The 16,569-nt window shown below is 63.9% G+C and carries 13 protein-coding genes; 7 read left to right on the forward strand and 6 right to left on the reverse strand.

Annotation, left to right across the window (positions count from 1 at the left end; all coding sequences use genetic code 11):
• Window positions 1-257 precede the first annotated feature (257 nt).
• From M6689_RS13630 to M6689_RS13640, 3 genes are all read right to left on the reverse strand, one after another.
• The gene (locus tag M6689_RS13630) at window positions 258-1,472 is read right to left on the reverse strand and encodes an ATP-binding protein (protein ID WP_298272775.1); all 1,215 of its coding nucleotides are present in this window, start codon (window positions 1,470-1,472) and stop codon (window positions 258-260) included.
• A 454-nt stretch (window positions 1,473-1,926) separates the two neighbouring features.
• On the reverse strand, window positions 1,927-3,771 hold the full coding sequence (locus M6689_RS13635; RefSeq protein WP_298272778.1) for a TIGR04442 family protein: 1,845 nt from the start codon (window positions 3,769-3,771) through the stop codon (window positions 1,927-1,929).
• Between the two features lie 66 nt (window positions 3,772-3,837).
• Entirely contained in the window at window positions 3,838-4,593 is a 756-nt protein-coding gene (locus M6689_RS13640) for a GPMC system MBL fold metallohydrolase (protein ID WP_298272782.1), read from the reverse strand.
• Between the two features lie 125 nt (window positions 4,594-4,718).
• Here M6689_RS13640 and M6689_RS13645 point away from each other — a divergent pair, with 125 nt between their 5' ends.
• On the forward strand, window positions 4,719-5,747 hold the full coding sequence (locus M6689_RS13645; protein WP_298272784.1) for a GPMC system family 4 glycosyltransferase: 1,029 nt from the start codon (window positions 4,719-4,721) through the stop codon (window positions 5,745-5,747).
• A gap of 13 nt (window positions 5,748-5,760) precedes the next feature.
• Here the strand turns inward: M6689_RS13645 and M6689_RS13650 are convergent, their stop codons facing one another.
• On the reverse strand, window positions 5,761-6,153 hold the full coding sequence (locus tag M6689_RS13650; protein WP_298272787.1) for a response regulator: 393 nt from the start codon (window positions 6,151-6,153) through the stop codon (window positions 5,761-5,763).
• A gap of 188 nt (window positions 6,154-6,341) precedes the next feature.
• Between M6689_RS13650 and M6689_RS13655 the strand changes: the two genes are divergently transcribed.
• On the forward strand, window positions 6,342-8,366 hold the full coding sequence (locus M6689_RS13655) for a PAS domain S-box protein (RefSeq protein ID WP_298272790.1): 2,025 nt from the start codon (window positions 6,342-6,344) through the stop codon (window positions 8,364-8,366).
• Window positions 8,367-8,453: 87 nt separating this feature from the next.
• Here the strand turns inward: M6689_RS13655 and M6689_RS13660 are convergent, their stop codons facing one another.
• Both M6689_RS13660 and M6689_RS13665 read right to left on the reverse strand, forming a co-directional pair.
• Window positions 8,454-9,344 (reverse strand): phosphoribosylaminoimidazolesuccinocarboxamide synthase, encoded by an 891-nt coding sequence (locus M6689_RS13660; RefSeq protein WP_298272793.1) that lies wholly within the window; start codon window positions 9,342-9,344, stop codon window positions 8,454-8,456.
• Window positions 9,345-9,444: 100 nt separating this feature from the next.
• Window positions 9,445-11,031: a peptidylprolyl isomerase gene (locus M6689_RS13665; RefSeq protein ID WP_298272795.1), complete on the reverse strand. Its 1,587-nt coding sequence runs from the start codon at window positions 11,029-11,031 to the stop codon at window positions 9,445-9,447.
• Window positions 11,032-11,231: 200 nt separating this feature from the next.
• Here M6689_RS13665 and M6689_RS13670 point away from each other — a divergent pair, with 200 nt between their 5' ends.
• From M6689_RS13670 to rfaE1, 5 genes are all read left to right on the forward strand, one after another.
• Window positions 11,232-12,275, forward strand: coding sequence for a rod shape-determining protein (locus M6689_RS13670; RefSeq protein ID WP_298272797.1), 1,044 nt, complete (start codon window positions 11,232-11,234; stop codon window positions 12,273-12,275).
• Between the two features lie 155 nt (window positions 12,276-12,430).
• Window positions 12,431-13,498 (forward strand): glycosyltransferase, encoded by a 1,068-nt coding sequence (locus M6689_RS13675; RefSeq protein ID WP_298272800.1) that lies wholly within the window; start codon window positions 12,431-12,433, stop codon window positions 13,496-13,498.
• Between the two features lie 68 nt (window positions 13,499-13,566).
• Complete coding sequence (locus tag M6689_RS13680; protein WP_298272803.1) at window positions 13,567-14,136, forward strand: D-sedoheptulose 7-phosphate isomerase; 570 nt, start codon at window positions 13,567-13,569, stop codon at window positions 14,134-14,136.
• Entirely contained in the window at window positions 14,133-15,083 is a 951-nt protein-coding gene (locus M6689_RS13685; protein ID WP_298272805.1) for a hypothetical protein, read from the forward strand. The genes M6689_RS13680 and M6689_RS13685 overlap by 4 nt, the downstream gene beginning before the upstream one ends.
• Before the next feature lie 18 nt (window positions 15,084-15,101).
• Entirely contained in the window at window positions 15,102-16,568 is a 1,467-nt protein-coding gene (rfaE1, locus tag M6689_RS13690; protein ID WP_298272808.1) for a D-glycero-beta-D-manno-heptose-7-phosphate kinase, read from the forward strand.
• Window position 16,569: the final 1 nt, after the last annotated feature.

Raw genomic sequence — 16,569 nt, forward strand, 5'->3', positions numbered from 1 at the left:
TATGTCAAACGTACCAGCTTGGCGTCAAAATGGCAATCTTTTCCTTGGATTGAAGGGGGAGGGGGTTATGGTGTAGGAAAAGTAAGAAAGGGACCCTGCATCATTTGAAAGCCGCCAGCGCGTCCCGCCAGATCTCGACCATCCGGTTGCCGATGACGGAGAACTCGGGATGCTGTCCGACCTCTGGTCTAGGCCGAGCCGTCCCCCGCGCGAAGCGTTTTCATCGGAAGGAACGGGCTGCAAGGAGACGCCGAGGTTCAGCTCAATGGCTCATATGCACGACCGAGGAGCCACGAAAAAGCAGGAACAACAGCCACCGACGCCGGGATGCCCGGGGCACTGGGAGGCGCAAGGGTGATCAGGATTTGCCGTGCCTCTGGAAATGCGGAAGCGGCGGAGACGAGCGCCCGTACCTCGCGATCACGGGTAATCGGATCATCAAGATCGGTGCAGACTTGTATCAACTCTTCCCGTCCGTCCCCATAACGGGCCAGAAAGTCCACTTCCAGGCCGTCGCCAGTCCGGACATAGGTGATGCCGGCGCCGCGACGTTCCAACTCCAGCATCACCACCGTCTCCAGGGCATGACCCAGATTTGCCCGGCCCGTACGGTCGTACAAGGGGATCAGCCCGGGATCCACCGGGTAGGCCTTCCGTGGGTTCGCCATCCGTTTGCGCTCGGAAGCTGCCTCCACCCAGAGCGGGCGCACCAAAAAGCAATCTTCAAGGTAACCGAGAAGCTGATGGACCGTATCCTTGGCGATGGCTATCCCCTGGGACTTGAGGGCCGCGTAGAACTTCTCGGCGCTGAAACGGGACGCCGGGTTGCCGAGCAGGTGCCGGACCAGCCAGCGGAGGCCGGCTATGTTGCTCACCCCATGCCGCTCCACCACATCCCGCAATATCGCCACATCGACGTAATCCCGAAGCAGGCGCAGGCGAGTCTCTCCGTCCATGCCCTGAACCTCGGGAAAACCACCAACGGAGAGATATTCGAGCAGCGCATGCTCGAGCCGGGAGCGGTCAGGCGCCGACAGAAAATCGAGTGAGGCGGGTAGATCATGGCCGTGATGACGGAGGAACTCCAGAAAGCTGAAGGGATGTATCACCACCTCCCACCCTCGCCCGCGCAGAGCTGTGGCAATCTCACGGGAGAGGAGATCCGCCGAAGAACCGCTGACGAACAATTCGACCTTCTCCGTGTCCAGAAGTCGGCGCACGAAGCGCTCCCAGCCGGGCACCACCTGGATTTCGTCGAAGCACCAGGTGACCGTCTCGGAGCCGCGCAACGCCGGGAACCGGCGGTAATACTCGTCGATCACAAGGTGGAGATGTTCCGCCAAAAGCCCCGTTAGCCGCTCGTCTTCAAAGTTGACGTAGGGCAAGAGCTCGCGGCCGATCCCCTGTGCCAGGCGCTCCCTACGTAACTGGTGGAGAAATGTCGTCTTCCCGGCCCGGCGCATCCCGATCACTGCGGTTACCTTGCCCGGCAGGCTCACGCGCCCATAGATATGGCGTGGGGTCCCCGAGGGGAGAGGCGAGGTAAGCGAGTCAGCAAGCTTTTCGGCCAGTAGTAAGCGAAAAGATGTGTCCATAACAATAAAATTCTATACTTGATTTAAGGAGAGATGCAAGACATTTTCTCCTTATCAGAGGGAGAGAATTTTCGAATCGGGTATTGTGAGGGAATTAGACATCGAGGTGGTCGCGGACCATCTTGGCGATATTGATGGCGGCGCACCGGCCTGTCCAGCCATTCCTTAACAATTGAGGGATCAGCCATAAAGTACCTTCCACTCTTTGAAGACGCTGACAACGAATGGATCGCCAAGTGAGAGTCGTTCGGCAACCTCCGTCGGACGGTAGACGATATAATCAACCGGCAGCAGGAAAGGAACAGGGTGAGCGCGGCAGAATGACGTCCGTTCAGCTGAGCCCCTTGCGGATCTGGTAGAGCTGTTCCAGGTTGAGTTCGTTCAGCTCGAAGTACTCGCGCTCCAGCTCCTCCACATAGAAGCGGTCGAGGCCGGAGTTCTCCAGAAAATCTTCGCGCAGGGCGGCGTCGCGGTCGGCGATGATGCGGGGGAGGAGGCTGTGGAGATAGATCGCCTCTTTCTTGATGGTGAGGATCGTCTCGTCGAAGAGCCGGTCCGGAATTTCGCCGCGGAGCACCTTCCGGTGGCGCAGGTCGTCGCTCACCTCGCGTTTGAGGGCCTCCTGATCGGCCTTGGTGGCGTACTTGGAGTAGAAGTTCCTGATCCGGTCCCGTACCTGCGCCAGCAGGGTGATGGCGAGGTGCTCTTCCCGGTCGATGCCCTGCAACTGCTCCAGGAGGTCCGCGACGGTGAGCCGGTTCTCCTCGATGAGCCGCAGTCCGTTCATGAGGGTTGTCACCTTCTGCCGGCCATATTTCCCCAGGTACTTGTTTTCCAGAAGTCCCGCCAGGAAGAGCTCCCCGAAGAGCCCCGGCCGCAGATCCTCGAAGGCGGCCCGGTTGCCGATGAGGCTCCGCACCATCTCTTCGGTGACCCGCACGGTTTCCATGAAGGCGAGCTGGTTGATTGCCTGGGAGGTGGCATCGTAGCGGTCGAAGTAGGTGATGATCTGGGAAAACCCCTCCAGCAGCGAGATGTCGGCGCCGTCGCGGATCTTCTCGTCGCACGCCTTGCTGGCGTCGAGGAGGATCTCCTCGAAGGTATGGTCACGGTCCTCGGCGGCCCGTTTCTTGGCGAAAAGGAGCTTCACGGCATCCTCGCGGTCGACGACGCTTTCGATCTCCCGCTCCCCCAGGAAAAGCCCTTCCAGCACCTGGCGGGTCTCGGCGATGTAGTCGTGCTCCTCCGGCCCCACCAGCTTCTTGTCTTCCTTGAGCGCTTCGTCGAGGGCATAGAAGAGGGCACCGGGGATCTTGTTGCGGACCGATAGCGTCTTGAGTCTCGTGAGCCGGGCGTTTTCCAGGCTGGAGATTTCCCCCCGGCGCTGGCATTCGATCAGGATGTTGCGGTACTCGTCGACGATCCGGCGGTTCGCAGGGTGCTTGTACATGACGTCGATGCGGATCCTTTCCTGCTGGTAACGGTCGATGCCGTGGCGGGCGGCGATCTCGGTAAGCATGGCGAAATCGCCGTCCGGAATCTTTTTGCTCTTGAAGTAGAGCTGGCGGAAGGTCTCGTAATATTCGCGGTGGGAGGTGTTGATCAGCTTGAAGAGAAAGAAGAGCGCCTTCGGATCGCCGAGAAGTCCGAGCACCTCGCCGATCAGGGTGTTTTCGTCCTGATTCCCCACGGCCGGCGAGCGCTTGAGCGCCTTGCCGATGCAGCGGACGAGGGATTCCTGCTGGGCCGGCAGGGAGCTGGGGAAGCGGGGGGAGGAGAGAAAAAAGAAATAGTTGACGACGGCGTTCCCCTCGAAAAATATCTTCTCGAAGCCGATCTCTCCCCCGGTCCGCTCGCTGAAGTGGAGGGCTGCGCTCTCGTCCCCGGCGTGGGCGCCGTAAACGACGAGGCGGTTGATGACGTCGGCCTTGGCGAGATCGGCCAGGGGTTGGTCGACGCCGAACATGTATTCGCAGAAGGAGCCGCCGTTCCCCCCATGCCGGATTCCCGCCGGGCCGATGACGAATTCGTTCCCCGGGGAGAAAAAACGGAGTTCCGCCCCGGACCCTTCCGCTGCGTTGAAGAAATAGCGCTGGTGGGCATCTTCCCCCGCCACGATGGCGTAGTACTCGAACCGGTCGAAGATCTGGCCATGAAGGCGGATGTCCTTGTGCATGGGGCCCCGGGTGTAAACGAAATTCTGTTCGTTATAGCGGCAACGGGCCGCTTTTTCAAGAAGATGCTACACGCACAGTTCCATCCCGTCGTAGGCGAACTCCACTCCGGCCGGAAGCCGGTCCCCGTCGGCATGGGAGACTTCGTGGGTGAGGTGGGTGAGCACGGCGCGCCGGGGCTGCAGGCGCTCCACCACGCCGAGGGCCCCCTCGATGTTGAAGTGGTTCTCATGGGGGGTGTAGCGCAGCCCGTCGATGATGAGGAGGTCGAGCCCCTCCAGCAGCGCGAAGGACGATTCGGGGATGCGGCTGCAGTCGGTGAGGTAGGCGGCGGCGCCGATGCGGTATCCCGTGGCCGACATCGTCCCGTGGTAGAGGTGGATCGGCATGATCCTGCGGCCGAAGAGCGAAAACGGCTCATGGATCACGTGGGGTTCGAGAAGCGGCGCATAGCCCGGCACCTCGTGCCCCCGGAAGATGTAGGAGAAGTTCCGCCGCACCGCCTTCATGGTTTCGCTGCTGCCGTAGCACGGGACGACCCGGCGGTGGATGAAGTGGAAGCCACGCAGGTCGTCGATGCCGTTGATGTGGTCGGCATGGGGGTGGGTGAGGAGGACTGCGTCGATATGGGGGATGCGGTGGCGAAGCGCCTGGCGGCGCAGGTCCGGGGAGGTGTCGATCAGGAGGTACTTCCCCTCGATCTCGATCAGGAGGGAGGCACGCGTCCGCTTGTCGTGCGGGTCGGTGGACGAGCAGACGGGGCAGTGGCAGCCGACCATCGGGATGCCGGTGGAGGTGCCGCTGCCGAGGATGGTGATCTTCATGGTGGTTCCCCTTGAAATATCGGCAAAAATAGCATGGGAGGAAGCGGCCGTGCAAGGTCTTTGTCCTTGCGCCAGGGCGGCGCTCCGCGTTAGTATCGACGGCGCGAAAGGAGAGTTTCCGACCGATGAACGCAGCCCTGATTACCCCCTTTTACCATCCCCCCGTGCGGGGCAATGCGGTCACGGTCGACCGGATCGCACGGCACCTTGCCGCTGTCGGCTGCACGGCGCGGGTCCACGCCCTCGATGCCACCCTCGCCGAAGAGATCCTGCGGGAGGTGCGACGCTCCCCGCCGGATATCATCCATGCCTTCCATGCCTACCTGGGGGGGCGGGTTGCCCGGGAGGCCGCGCGGGGGGCCGGCGTCCCGTACGTGATCACCCTCACCGGCTCCGATGTCTACGAGGCCCTGGAGGACGGGCGTCGCGCCGATACCCTTGAGGTGCTGCGCGACGCAGCCGCCATCGTCGCCTTTCACAAATGCGTCAGGTGCCGGCTCTCCGACCACCATCCATCCCTCGCCGGCAAGACCGTCGTCATTCCCCAGGGGGTGGAGCCGCCGGGAGAAAAGTTCCAGTGGGGGGGGGAGTGTTTCGATGGCGGTGAGGTCGTCTTCTTCCTCCCGGCGGGGATCCGGCCGGTGAAGAATGTAACGTTTCCGCTCTCCCCCCTGGCGGAACTCCACCGTGAAGCGCCGCAGGTGCGGCTCCTCGTCGCGGGACCGATCCTCGACCTGGCATACAGCGCCCGGGCGTTGTCGGAGATAGAGCGCAACCCCTTCGCCCGCTACCTCGGCGAGGTCGGCCGCGAGGCCATCGGGGCGCTCTACTGCCGGGCCGATGTGGTGCTCAATACCTCGCAGTTCGAGGGGGGGATGGCCAACAGCGTGCTGGAGGCGCTGGCCTTCGGCAAGCCGGTGCTGGCGTCGTTCATCGACGGCAATATCTCGGTGGTCAAGGAGGGGAAGACGGGGCTTCTCTACCGCGGGGAGGCCGAGTTTCTCGAAAAGGCGCGGATGCTGGTGCGGGATGAAAGCCTGCGGTGGCACCTGGGCGCCAACGGCAGGCAGCTCGTTCGCGAACAGTACGCCCCGGGCCGGGAGGCGGCGGCGTACGAAGCGCTCTATCGGACGGTGGTCACGAAAGCCGATTAGTGCCGATTCCCCTCTACTCGCTCCGCAGACCCATGGCGGGGACGAACGCTGCGAGGAGCTCCTCGTACGTGACCGGTTTCGCGATGGCGCCGGCGAAGCCGAACCGCCGGAAGTCGGTCATGCACGGGTCGTCCGGGTAGCCGCTCGATATGAAGGCCCGTACCCGCGGGTCCAGTTCGAGAAGCCGCGCAACGAGTTCCTTCCCGCCGAAGCTCCCGGGAATGTTCAGATCCATGATGACGGCGTCGAAGCGTTGTCCCTCGGCAAGCCCCCGGCGGTAGAGTTCCACCGCCCGCGGGCCGTCGGACGCACAGGTCACGTCGAAGCCGAGGCGTTTGAGAGCGTACTCCACGAGGAACAGGACATCTTCGTCGTCGTCGACGACCAGCACCCTCTGTTTCACCACAGTGTGATCTCCATTCCGGTCATTTCTGTCGATGGGCATCGTCGGCACCGAAAAAATAATTCAATAGATCCCCCGGATTTCCGATGAGTGTATCATATTCGCCGGACGTTCCAAAATTTAACTGTTGCGTTCCCCCATGGCGCGGCGAGGTGGGGCCGTTGCCGGGGATGAAGAGGTTGCGAGGGCCTATGCAGAAATGCTCGGAAAGGGATAGCGCAGGAGGGTGGACCCCGGCCGGTTTCGGCGATCCCGGTTCGTGCCCGAACTATTATCCCGAACTGCAGAAGCGGCTGCGGGAGCTCGAAGAGGCCAGGGAAGCCCTTGCCGTTGCCAACCGGGAGCTGCACGAGAGCAGGGAGCTTCTGAACGCCATCATCGAATCGATTCCGAATCCGATTTTCTTCAAGAACGCCCGGGGGATCTACGAGAACTGCAATCGCGCCTTCAGCGAGTTTCTGGGGATCCCGAAGGAGCGGCTCATCGGTTCCACGGTCTATGATGTCGCCCCCGCCGAACTCGCCGCGGTCTACCACCGGGCCGACCTGGAGCTGATGGCGGAGCACGGCACCCAGGTCTACGAGGCCAAGGTGCGCTACGCCGACGGTATGCTCCACGACGTGATCTTCTACAAGTCGACCATTCTGCAGGAGGAGGGGACGCTTCGGGGGCTCGTGGGGGTGATGCTCGACATCACCGACCGGACCTGCGTCGAGGAGGCCCTCCGGGAGAGCGAGAGGCAGCTCAGGCTCATCTTCGAGACCTCCCAGGCCGGGATCATTCTCGTTGCCGCCGACGGAACCATCCTGTTTGCCAACCGGAAGATGGCGGAGATGTTCGGCTGCCCGTTCGAGGAACTGATCGGCAGCCGTTATCCCGACCGGATCCATCCCGACGAGCGGGAGGCAGGCAACTCCCTGATGAGACGACTCATCGCCGGCGAGGTCGATCACGTCGCCACGGAGCGGCATTATCTGCGGGCCGACGGGAGTAGCTTCTGGGGGTACCTCTCCGGGAAGAGGCTGGAGAATCCCGACGGCAGCTTCCAGTCGCTTCTCGGCATCATTGCGGATATCACCGAGCTGAAGGATGCCCGGGAGGAGCTGTTCCGGGCGCGCAAGCTCGAATCCCTGGGGGTCCTCGCCGGCGGGATCGCCCATGATTTCAATAATATGCTGACAGGTATCCTCGGCAACGTATCCATGGCCCGGATGATCATCCCGGAGAATCATGGGGCACACTCCCTGCTCGAACGGGCACAGAAGGCTTCGGAGCGCGCCCGAGATCTGACCCGGCAGCTGCTCACCTTTTCGCGGGGGGGAGCCCCCGTGAAGAAGGTGACCTCCCTGGCGGAGCTGATCAGGGAGTCGGCTACCTTCGCGCTCAGGGGGTCCAACGTCCGGTGCATGTTTTTTATCTCGGACGACCTCTGGCCGGTGGAGGCCGACCCCGGCCAGTTCAGCCAGGTGGTAAACAACCTGGTCCTGAACGCCGACCAGGCAATGCCCGATGGCGGCGTGGTCGCCATCAGGGCGGAAAATGTCGACAAGACGGCGGGCGAGGGGAGGATGGTCCGGATTTCCTTCGAGGATACGGGCATCGGCATCCCCGGGAAATACCTGTCACGGATCTTCGACCCGTACTTTTCCACCAAGCAGCAGGGGAGCGGCCTTGGCCTCGCCACGGTCTACTCCATCGTCCTCAAGCACGGGGGGACGATCCGCGTCGATTCGCAGCCGGGAAAGGGGACCCTCTTCGTGGTCGAGTTTCCCGCCGCCGATACGGCGCTTTCTCCGCAGGAGCACCCCCCGGCCGGTCGGCCCCACGGCTCGGAACGCATTCTGGTCATGGATGACGACGAATTCATTCTCGATATGGTGGACGTCGCCCTGAGACTCTTCGGCTACCGGGTCGTCACCTGTCGTGAAGGGGGGGAGGCGTTGCGGCTCTACCGCGGGGAGATGGCGAAGGGGACCCCTTTCGACGCCGTCATCATGGACCTCACGATCCCGGGAGGGATGGGGGGGAAGGAGGCCGTGGCGCAGCTGCGGGAGCTCGATCCCGCCGCCAGGGTGATCGTTTCGAGCGGGTACTCCAACGATCCGATCATGGCACACTACGCCGACTACGGCTTCGACGGCTCCGTCAGCAAACCCTATAACGTGGAACAGTTGGGAAGCGTGCTGCGGGAGGTCCTCGGTACGGCGAAGGGTTGACGTCGGACGGGATTCCTTCCCGGCCGCCGCATGCAAAAAAGCCCCGACCGTAAGGCCGGGGCTTTTTTGCGTGGGATGGGGCCGCGGTTACTTTCCTTTTCCGGTCAGCTTGACCAGGGCCTCCATGTACTTCTCGGCGGTCTTGCGGACAATCTCGGCGGGGAGCGGCGGGGCGGGGGCGGTCTTGTTCCAGTCAAGGGTTTCCAGGTAGTCCCGCAGGAACTGCTTGTCGAACGAGGGCTGGGGGCCCCCCGGCCGGTAGCTTTCCTTGGGCCAAAACCGGGAAGAGTCGGGGGTCATGCATTCGTCGATGATGATCAGCTCGCCGTTGTAAATCCCGTACTCGAACTTGGTGTCGGCGATGATGATCCCCTTGGCGTCGGCGATGTCGCGGGCCCGCTTGTAGATGGCGATGGTGATGTCCCGCACCTTTTCGGCGGTCTCCCTTCCCACCAGTTCCACCATCCTGTCGAAGGAGATGTTCTCGTCGTGGGTGCCGAGCTCGGCCTTGGTGGAGGGGGTGAAGATCGGCTCTTCGAGCTTGTCCGACTCCACCAGCCCGGCAGGGAGCCGGATGCCGCAGATGGCGCCGGTCGCCTTGTAATCCTTCCACCCCGAGCCGGAGATGTAGCCGCGGACGATGCACTCCGCCGGCAGCGGGGTCGCCTTTTTCACCAGCATGGAGCGCCCTTCGAGGATGTCGGCGTACTTTTGGCATTCGGCCGGGAACTCCTTCACCTCGGTGGAGATGATGTGGTTCGGGATGATGTCCTCCATCTGACGGAACCAGAAGGCGGAGATCTGGGTCAGGACGTACCCCTTGTCGGGAATCCCCTCGGTCATGATGACGTCGAAGGCGGAGATCCGGTCGGTGGTGACGATGAGCAGTGCGTCGCCCAGGTCGTAGATGTCGCGGACCTTGCCGCGGCCGGCGAGCTTGAGGTCGGGAAAGTCGGTCTGTAGAACAAGTTGTGGCATAAGAAAGACTCCTTTGTAAGGGTGTTCAACGTTCAATGTTCAAGGTTCGAGATTCGAGGTAGACGACTTTGAACCTTGAACATAGAACCTCGAACCGTTGCTAATCCTTTTGAAGGGCGGGGTTGATCTCGATTTTCGCCTTGGCCCGGAGCTCCTTGAGCCATTTCTGGATTTCTTCCTCCTGCTTCTGCGGCAGGATCTGCTGTTTGATCTTCTCCTTCTCGGCGGCGAAGGCGGCGGCGTTACGCTCGGTGCGCTGCTTGAGCCGGAAGGCGACCCAGCGGGACCCGACCTGCAGCGGTGCCGGTGGGGCGGGGGCCTTGTCGGTGAGGGTGAAGGCCGCCTCCATCAGTTCGGCGGAGGGGCCGACGTTCGGCACGTTCCCCTTGGGGTCGAAGGCGAAGCTCCCGGTCTGCTGGAGTTTCAGACCGGTGGTCTCCCCCTTGGCAAGCCTGGCCTGGATCTCCCCGGACCGCTTTTTGGCGAGTTCCACGGCCTTTGCCACCTTTGCCTTCTCTTCCACCCGGGCGCGGATCTGGACGAGGGGGGGGACTTCAGCGGGCTGGCGCTCCTTGAGCTTCAGGACGTAGATTCCCTTCGGCGTCTCCACCGGTCCGCTGAGCTCGTTCTGCTTGAGGAGGAATGCCCGCTTCACCACTTCCGGATCGCCGGCCAGGGCCGGTGCCGGCTGTTGGGCCGTGAAGGCCGTCGTCTCCTCGACCTTGGCGCCGAGGGCTTTGGCTACCGCCGCGAGGTCCCCCGTCGCCCTGTTCCTGTTGATGGCCTCCGCCGCCGTTTCGTACGCCTGCTGCCCCGCCTTGAAGCGCCGCGCCTCTTCCGTGACTCTCTCCTTCACCTCGGCGAGGGGGAGGATGCCGCTTTTCCCCTGGTAGCGGTCGATGTGCTTCTGGTACCACGACTGGATCTCCTCCTCGGAGACACTCACTTTGCCGCTCCATTGGGCGGGGTCCACGTGGACGTAGGCCAGGGCGATCTTTTCGGGGCTCTTGAACTCACCGGCGTTTTTGGCGAGGTAATCGGTCAGTTCCTGGTCGGTGAGCCTGATTTCCCCCTTCACGTCGTCGGGGGAGACGGTGGCCACGAGGAGGTCGACGGTGTCGTTCTTCTTTCTGAAGAGCTTCAGGGCTTCGTCGTCGGTAACCTGGGCCCGCGCCTTGACTTTCTCCCGGGCCTTCCGGACCAGGAGCTCTTCCTTCTGGCTCTCTTCGAAATCCTTCGGGGTGAGGCGGTTGGCGCTCAGGACCTGGAGGTACTGGTTGAAGTCGAAGGAGCCGTTCTTCTGGAAGCTCGGGATGGCGGCGATGGCTTTCTGGACGTCGTCCCTGGAGACGCTGATCCCCATATCCTTCGCGGCCTTGCGGGCAAGCGTGGCATCAACGAGGGTGTCGATCGCCTGCCTCTTGAGGTTGAGCTGTTTCTCCACCTCCGGAGGCATCGATCCCCCGTAGATCTGCGCGTAGATGTCGCGCAGCCGGTAGTAGGTCCGCTGGAACTCCTCGTAGGTGATCTTCGTCCCGTCGACCTTGACGGCGTAGCTCGACGGGGTGAGGGCATGGTCGCCTTTCCCCCACACCAGGAAGATGGTGCCGAGGAAGGAGAGGACGATGATGCCGAAGACGACCTTGATGACGATGGACTGCTTGTACTTCCGCATGATGCCGAGCATTCGCGAGGACTCCTTTTGTGCCGGGTGAATTCGGTGAAAACCCCTGAAAATAACGGGTCAGCATACTACTATAAGTCGGATCGCAAAATCAATCATATACAATATCCCGCCGTTTTCCCCCTTGCATGGTCAGGGCCTTTCTGTTACCATCCAACGCTTCGAAAAAGCTCATGTATCTGCATGAATGAAAGGATTAACCCATGCTTAAAATATTCGATGCGCTGTTCGGGCTCTTCTCCAACGACCTCGCCATCGACCTCGGCACCGCCAATACCCTCGTCTATCTCAAGGGGAAGGGGGTCGTGGTCCGCGAGCCGTCGGTGGTGGCGGTGCAGAAGTTGCACGGCGGCAGCCAGAAGGTGCTGGCCGTCGGTATGGAGGCGAAGAAGATGCTAGGCCGCACGCCGGGAAGCATCACCGCCATCCGCCCCATGAAGGATGGGGTCATCGCCGACTTCGACATCACCGAGGAGATGCTCCGCTACTTCATCCACAAGGTTCACAACCGCAAGACCCTGGTCCGTCCCCGGATCGTCATCTGTGTCCCCTCGGGCATCACCCAGGTGGAGAAGCGGGCGGTGAAGGAGTCCGCCGAGTCGGCCGGTGCCCGGGAGGTCTACCTCATCGAGGAGCCGATGGCGGCGGCCATCGGGGCGGGGCTTCCGATCACCGAGGCGAGCGGCAACATGATCGTCGATATCGGCGGCGGCACCACCGAGGTGGCGGTCATCTCCCTGGCCGGGATCGTCTACACCAAGAGCGTCCGGGTGGGGGGCGACAAGATGGACGAGGCGATCGTCCAGTACATCAAGCGCAAGTACAACCTCCTGATCGGCGACCGGACCGCCGAGCTGATCAAGATCGAGATCGGCGAGGCCTATTCCGGCGGCGACTCACGGCCGATGGAGGTCAAGGGGCGCGACCTCGTCTCCGGCATCCCCAAGACGGTGGAGATCAATTCCGACGAGATCCGCGACGCACTTTCCGAACCGGTGAACGCCATCGTGGAAGCGGTGAAGATCTGCCTTGAGCGGACCCCCCCCGAACTGGCGGCCGACATTGTCGACAAGGGGATAGTGCTTGCCGGCGGCGGCGCCCTGCTCCGCAACCTGGATTCGCTGCTGCGCGAAGAGACGGGGCTGCCGGTGGTGACCGCCGAGGATCCCCTCTCCTGCGTCGTCCTCGGCTCCGGCAAGGTGCTCGACGAGCTGAACCTGCTCCGCCGGGTCGCCGTCTCCTCCTGATACTTCCGCACACGGCCGGGCCCGCCCGGCCGCTTCGACATGGGAACCGCATCGACGCCGCGGTGGAGGGATGATCCTTTCGCCGCGGTTCCGTCCATGCGGTTCATCCGTTTCGTGACGTGGTGACCGTTCCCGTCCCGGACGCAACCCGTACCATGGAACCTTTTGACGTCGACATACTCCTGCCGGTCTGGAACCGCCCGGTGGACACCCGCAACTGTCTGGTCAACCTCATGGCGACGGCACCGGCGGCCCGCATCATCCTCCTCGACAACGGGAGCGACCGGGAGACCGAACGGCTGCTGGAGGAGTTCGCCGAGCTGCTGGGGGAGCGGGCGCTTTTCCTCAAGACCTCAGCCAACCGGGGGCTGGTCAAGGCGGTGAACCGGGGGCTTGAACGGGCCGAGGCGTCCTACGTGGTGATTGTGCGCAATACGACCGTCGTTGCCGAGGGGTGGCTCGATCCGATGGTGGAGCTTGTCGCTTCCCGCCCGGAGGTCGGACTGGTGGTGCCGCGCCTGGAGCAGGCCTCTCCGCAGCGGCGGGAGAAACCGGGGCGCTCCGAGCCGGCGGTCACCGAAGTTTCCCATGGTTCGTTTGCGGCGCTCCTCGTCCGAAAGAAACTCCTGGAGTCGATCGGTGGCTTTGACGAGGAGCTGGACGGCGGCGTCTGGTGCCTCAAGGATTATTCCCGCCGGGCGCTGCGGGCAGGCTTTCTCACCTGTGCGGCCGAAGGGGTGACGGTTACCTGTGAGGACGATGTGCCGCTCGGCTCCGCGGCGAGGCGCGAGGAGACGGTGCGCCGGAGCGCCGCCACCTGCGAGGCCCGCTGGGGGCGCGAGGAGTCGTTCTGTGTTCACTGGCCCGGGGATGCCGACCCCGAGGAGGTGCGCGCGAGGTTCCCGGTGCTCCTGCGGGGGGCCCGGATGGGGCACCGGTTCACCGTCATCGTCCACGGGGAGCTGCACAAGGCGCTGCTCCAGGCGGGGTACGGTTCGCTGCACCGCAGCATCGCCATCGAGCCGCTCCCCCGGTTCTTCGCCGCGGGAGAGCTTCGCAGGATCGTGGCACGGGTGGCGGCCCGGGGGGGAGAGACGACGGTCGTTGCCGGCATCGACGGCCTCGTCGTGCCGGCAGCGGCGGATGCCAGGCCCTTCGGCTGGCTGGCGGAAGCGGTCCGGCGGCGGGAGGAATCCTGCTACCGCAGCGGAGGCGCCGCGTAAATCGGGGTGACACGATCGTCCCGTTCGGTTAGAGTAGGCAAAGTCCAGACAGTTTGCAGGAGGATGCGATGCTCGAAGAAATCACGAACCAGCTCCGTTCCCACCGCGAGGTGATGGAGGCGGTGGAGCGGGAGCTCGCGTCGCCGGTGGCCGTGTTCGCCGGGATGCTCGTTGACGCGTTCCGCGCAGGGAAAAAACTCCTCATCATGGGGAACGGCGGCTCGGCGGCCGATGCCCAGCACTTCGCCGCGGAAATCGTGAGTCGCTTCAGGATGGAACGCCGGGGGCTGCCGGCCATCGCCCTCACCACCGATACCTCGATCCTCACCGCCATCGGCAACGATTACGGGTTCGACGCCGTCTTCCGCCGCCAGGTGGAGGCTCTGGCCGACGAGGGGGACGTGGTGGTCGGGATCTCCACGAGCGGTTCGTCGAGGAACGTGCACCTGGCGCTGGAGCTCGCCAACGAGCGGGGGTGCCTGACCGTCGGGCTCCTGGGGCGCGACGGCGGTACCATCAAGGAGCTGGTCGACCTGGCGCTGACGGTGCCGAGCCCCGATACCCCCCGGGTTCAGGAGGGGCATATCACCATCATCCATATCGTCTGCGACCTGGTGGAGAAGGGGCTCTTCGCATGAAATACCGTCCCGTCGACCTTGCCGGGGTCCGGACGTACCCCATCGCCGAGCGGAAGAACAAGGTGAGCATCGTGCGGGATTTCGCCCGCCCGGTCTCCGCGGGGATGAGCGTTGCCGCCCTGCTGGCCTCCCTGCCGCCCCAGCTGGGCGCCGAGGCCCTGAACGGCGTCATCGGTGCCGTGGTCGGCGCCCGGGAGAAGGGAAAACCGGTGATCTTCGCCATGGGGGCCCACGTCATCAAGTGCGGGCTCCAGCCGGTCCTGAAGAGCCTCATCGAGACGGACGTCATCACCGCCGTCGCCCTCAACGGCGCCGGCTCCGTCCACGACTACGAGCTGTCGCTCATCGGCGAGACGAGCGAGGATGTGGGGGCGGTGCTCCATTGCGGCACCTTCGGCATGGCCGAGGAGACGGGGCGCGACATCAACCGGGCCCTCAGGGCGGGGGTCGCCCGGGGAATGGGGTACGGCGAGGCGGTGGGACGCTTCATCATCGAGAACGGCAACCCCCACCGGGAGTGGAGCCTCCTCGCCACCTGCGTGGAGCGCGACATTCCGGTCACGGTCCACGCGGCTCTCGGCACCGACATCATCCACCAGCACCCCGAGGCCGACGGCGCCGTCATCGGCGAGGCGACCTTCCGGGACTTCCGGCTCCTCACCTCGGTGGTGGCGGATCTGGGGGAGGGCGGGGTCTACCTGAACGTCGGGAGCGCCGTGCTTCTCCCCGAGGTCTTCCTCAAGGCCCTCTCCATCGCCCAGAACCTGGGGCACCACGTGGACCATTTCTCCACCGCCAATTTCGACATGCAGCAGCACTACCGCCCGCTCCAGAACGTGGTGAAGCGCCCCACGTCGGGGAAGGGGCGCGGCTACACCATCACCGGCCACCACGAGATCATGATCCCGCTCCTGGCGGCGGGGATCCTCGACCGGCTCGGCCGGTAGCGCGGAGACGGAGTTACCATGGAACGCAAAGACGTTGAATCGCTTTTCGCCCACGCCCGGGAGATCAGGACCCTGGTCATCGGCGACCTGATGCTCGACGAATACCTCTGGGGGAAGGCGGAACGGATCTCCCCCGAGGCGCCGGTGCAGGTGGTGGATGTCACCCGTGAGGAGATCCGGATCGGCGGCGCGGGGAACGTGGCCAACAACCTCGTGGCCCTCGGCTGCCCGGTGAGCGTGACGAGTGTCATCGGCGGGGACGAGAACGGCACGATCCTGCTCCACGCCTTTTCCGGCAAGGGGGTCGATGTGGCGGGGGTCTTCGAGGATCCCCTCCGGGCCACGAGCCGCAAGACCCGGGTGCTGGCCGCCAACCAGCAGATCGTCCGGATCGACCGGGAGTCGCGGGAAGAGATCGGGGCGGCGTACGAGCGGAAGATCATCGATTTCCTGTGGGCGCGGGGGGACGAGTTCGCCGTCATCCTCATCTCCGACTACCTCAAGGGGGTGCTGACCCCGGCGCTGCTCGCCGCCATCATCGGTTTTGCCCGGGAGCGGGGGATTCCAGTGGTCGTCGATCCGAAGGGAAGCGACTACGGCAAGTATCGCGGCGCCACCCTCCTTACCCCGAACCGCAAGGAGGCCGAGGCCGCATCGGGGATCGCCATCCGGGACGAGGAGAGCCTTCGCCGGGCCGGGGCGCGGCTCCTGGAGACGGCCGACCTGACGGCGCTGGTGATCACCCGGAGCGAGGAGGGGATGTCGCTCTTTCTGCGGGGAGGGGAGGTGGTCCATATCCCGACCTTCGCCCGGGAGGTCTTCGACGTGACCGGCGCCGGCGATACGGTGCTGGCGGTGCTGGGGATGGCCCTTGCCGGGAAGGCGACCTTCGCCGATGCGGCCAGACTGGCCAACGTGGCGGCGGGGGTGGCGGTCGGGAAGGTGGGGACCTCCACGGTCTCCCCGGCGGAGATCGTCGGCTCCCTCGGCTTTCATCACGGCGACAGCGACACGAAGATCAAGAACCTCGACGTTCTCGCGGAGATCGTCGCGGTGGAAAAGGGGCGGGGACGGCGGATCGTCTTTACCAACGGCTGTTTCGACCTCCTCCACGTGGGGCATGTGAAATACCTGCAGAAGGCGAAGGGCTTCGGCGACATCCTGGTGCTGGGGCTCAACAGCGATGCCTCGGTGCGCCGTCTCAAGGGGGAGAAGCGCCCCCTCATCGGCGAGGAGGAACGTGCCCATATCCTGGCGGCGCTGGACTGCATCGACTACGTGGTGATCTTCGACGAGGATACGCCGCTGCGGCTCATCGAGACCCTCCGGCCGGCGGTGCTCGTCAAGGGGGGGGACTACACCCCCGAGGGGGTGGTCGGCAGGGAGGTCGTGGAGTCCTACGGCGGCCGGGTGGAACTGGTGCAGTTCGTCGACGGCCGATCCACCACGAACATCATCGAGAAGATTCTCAACAGCTATGGCTAGA

The organism is Geobacter sp., from assembly GCF_027327745.1.
In the GTDB taxonomy this organism is placed as follows: Bacteria; Desulfobacterota; Desulfuromonadia; order Geobacterales; family Geobacteraceae; genus Geobacter.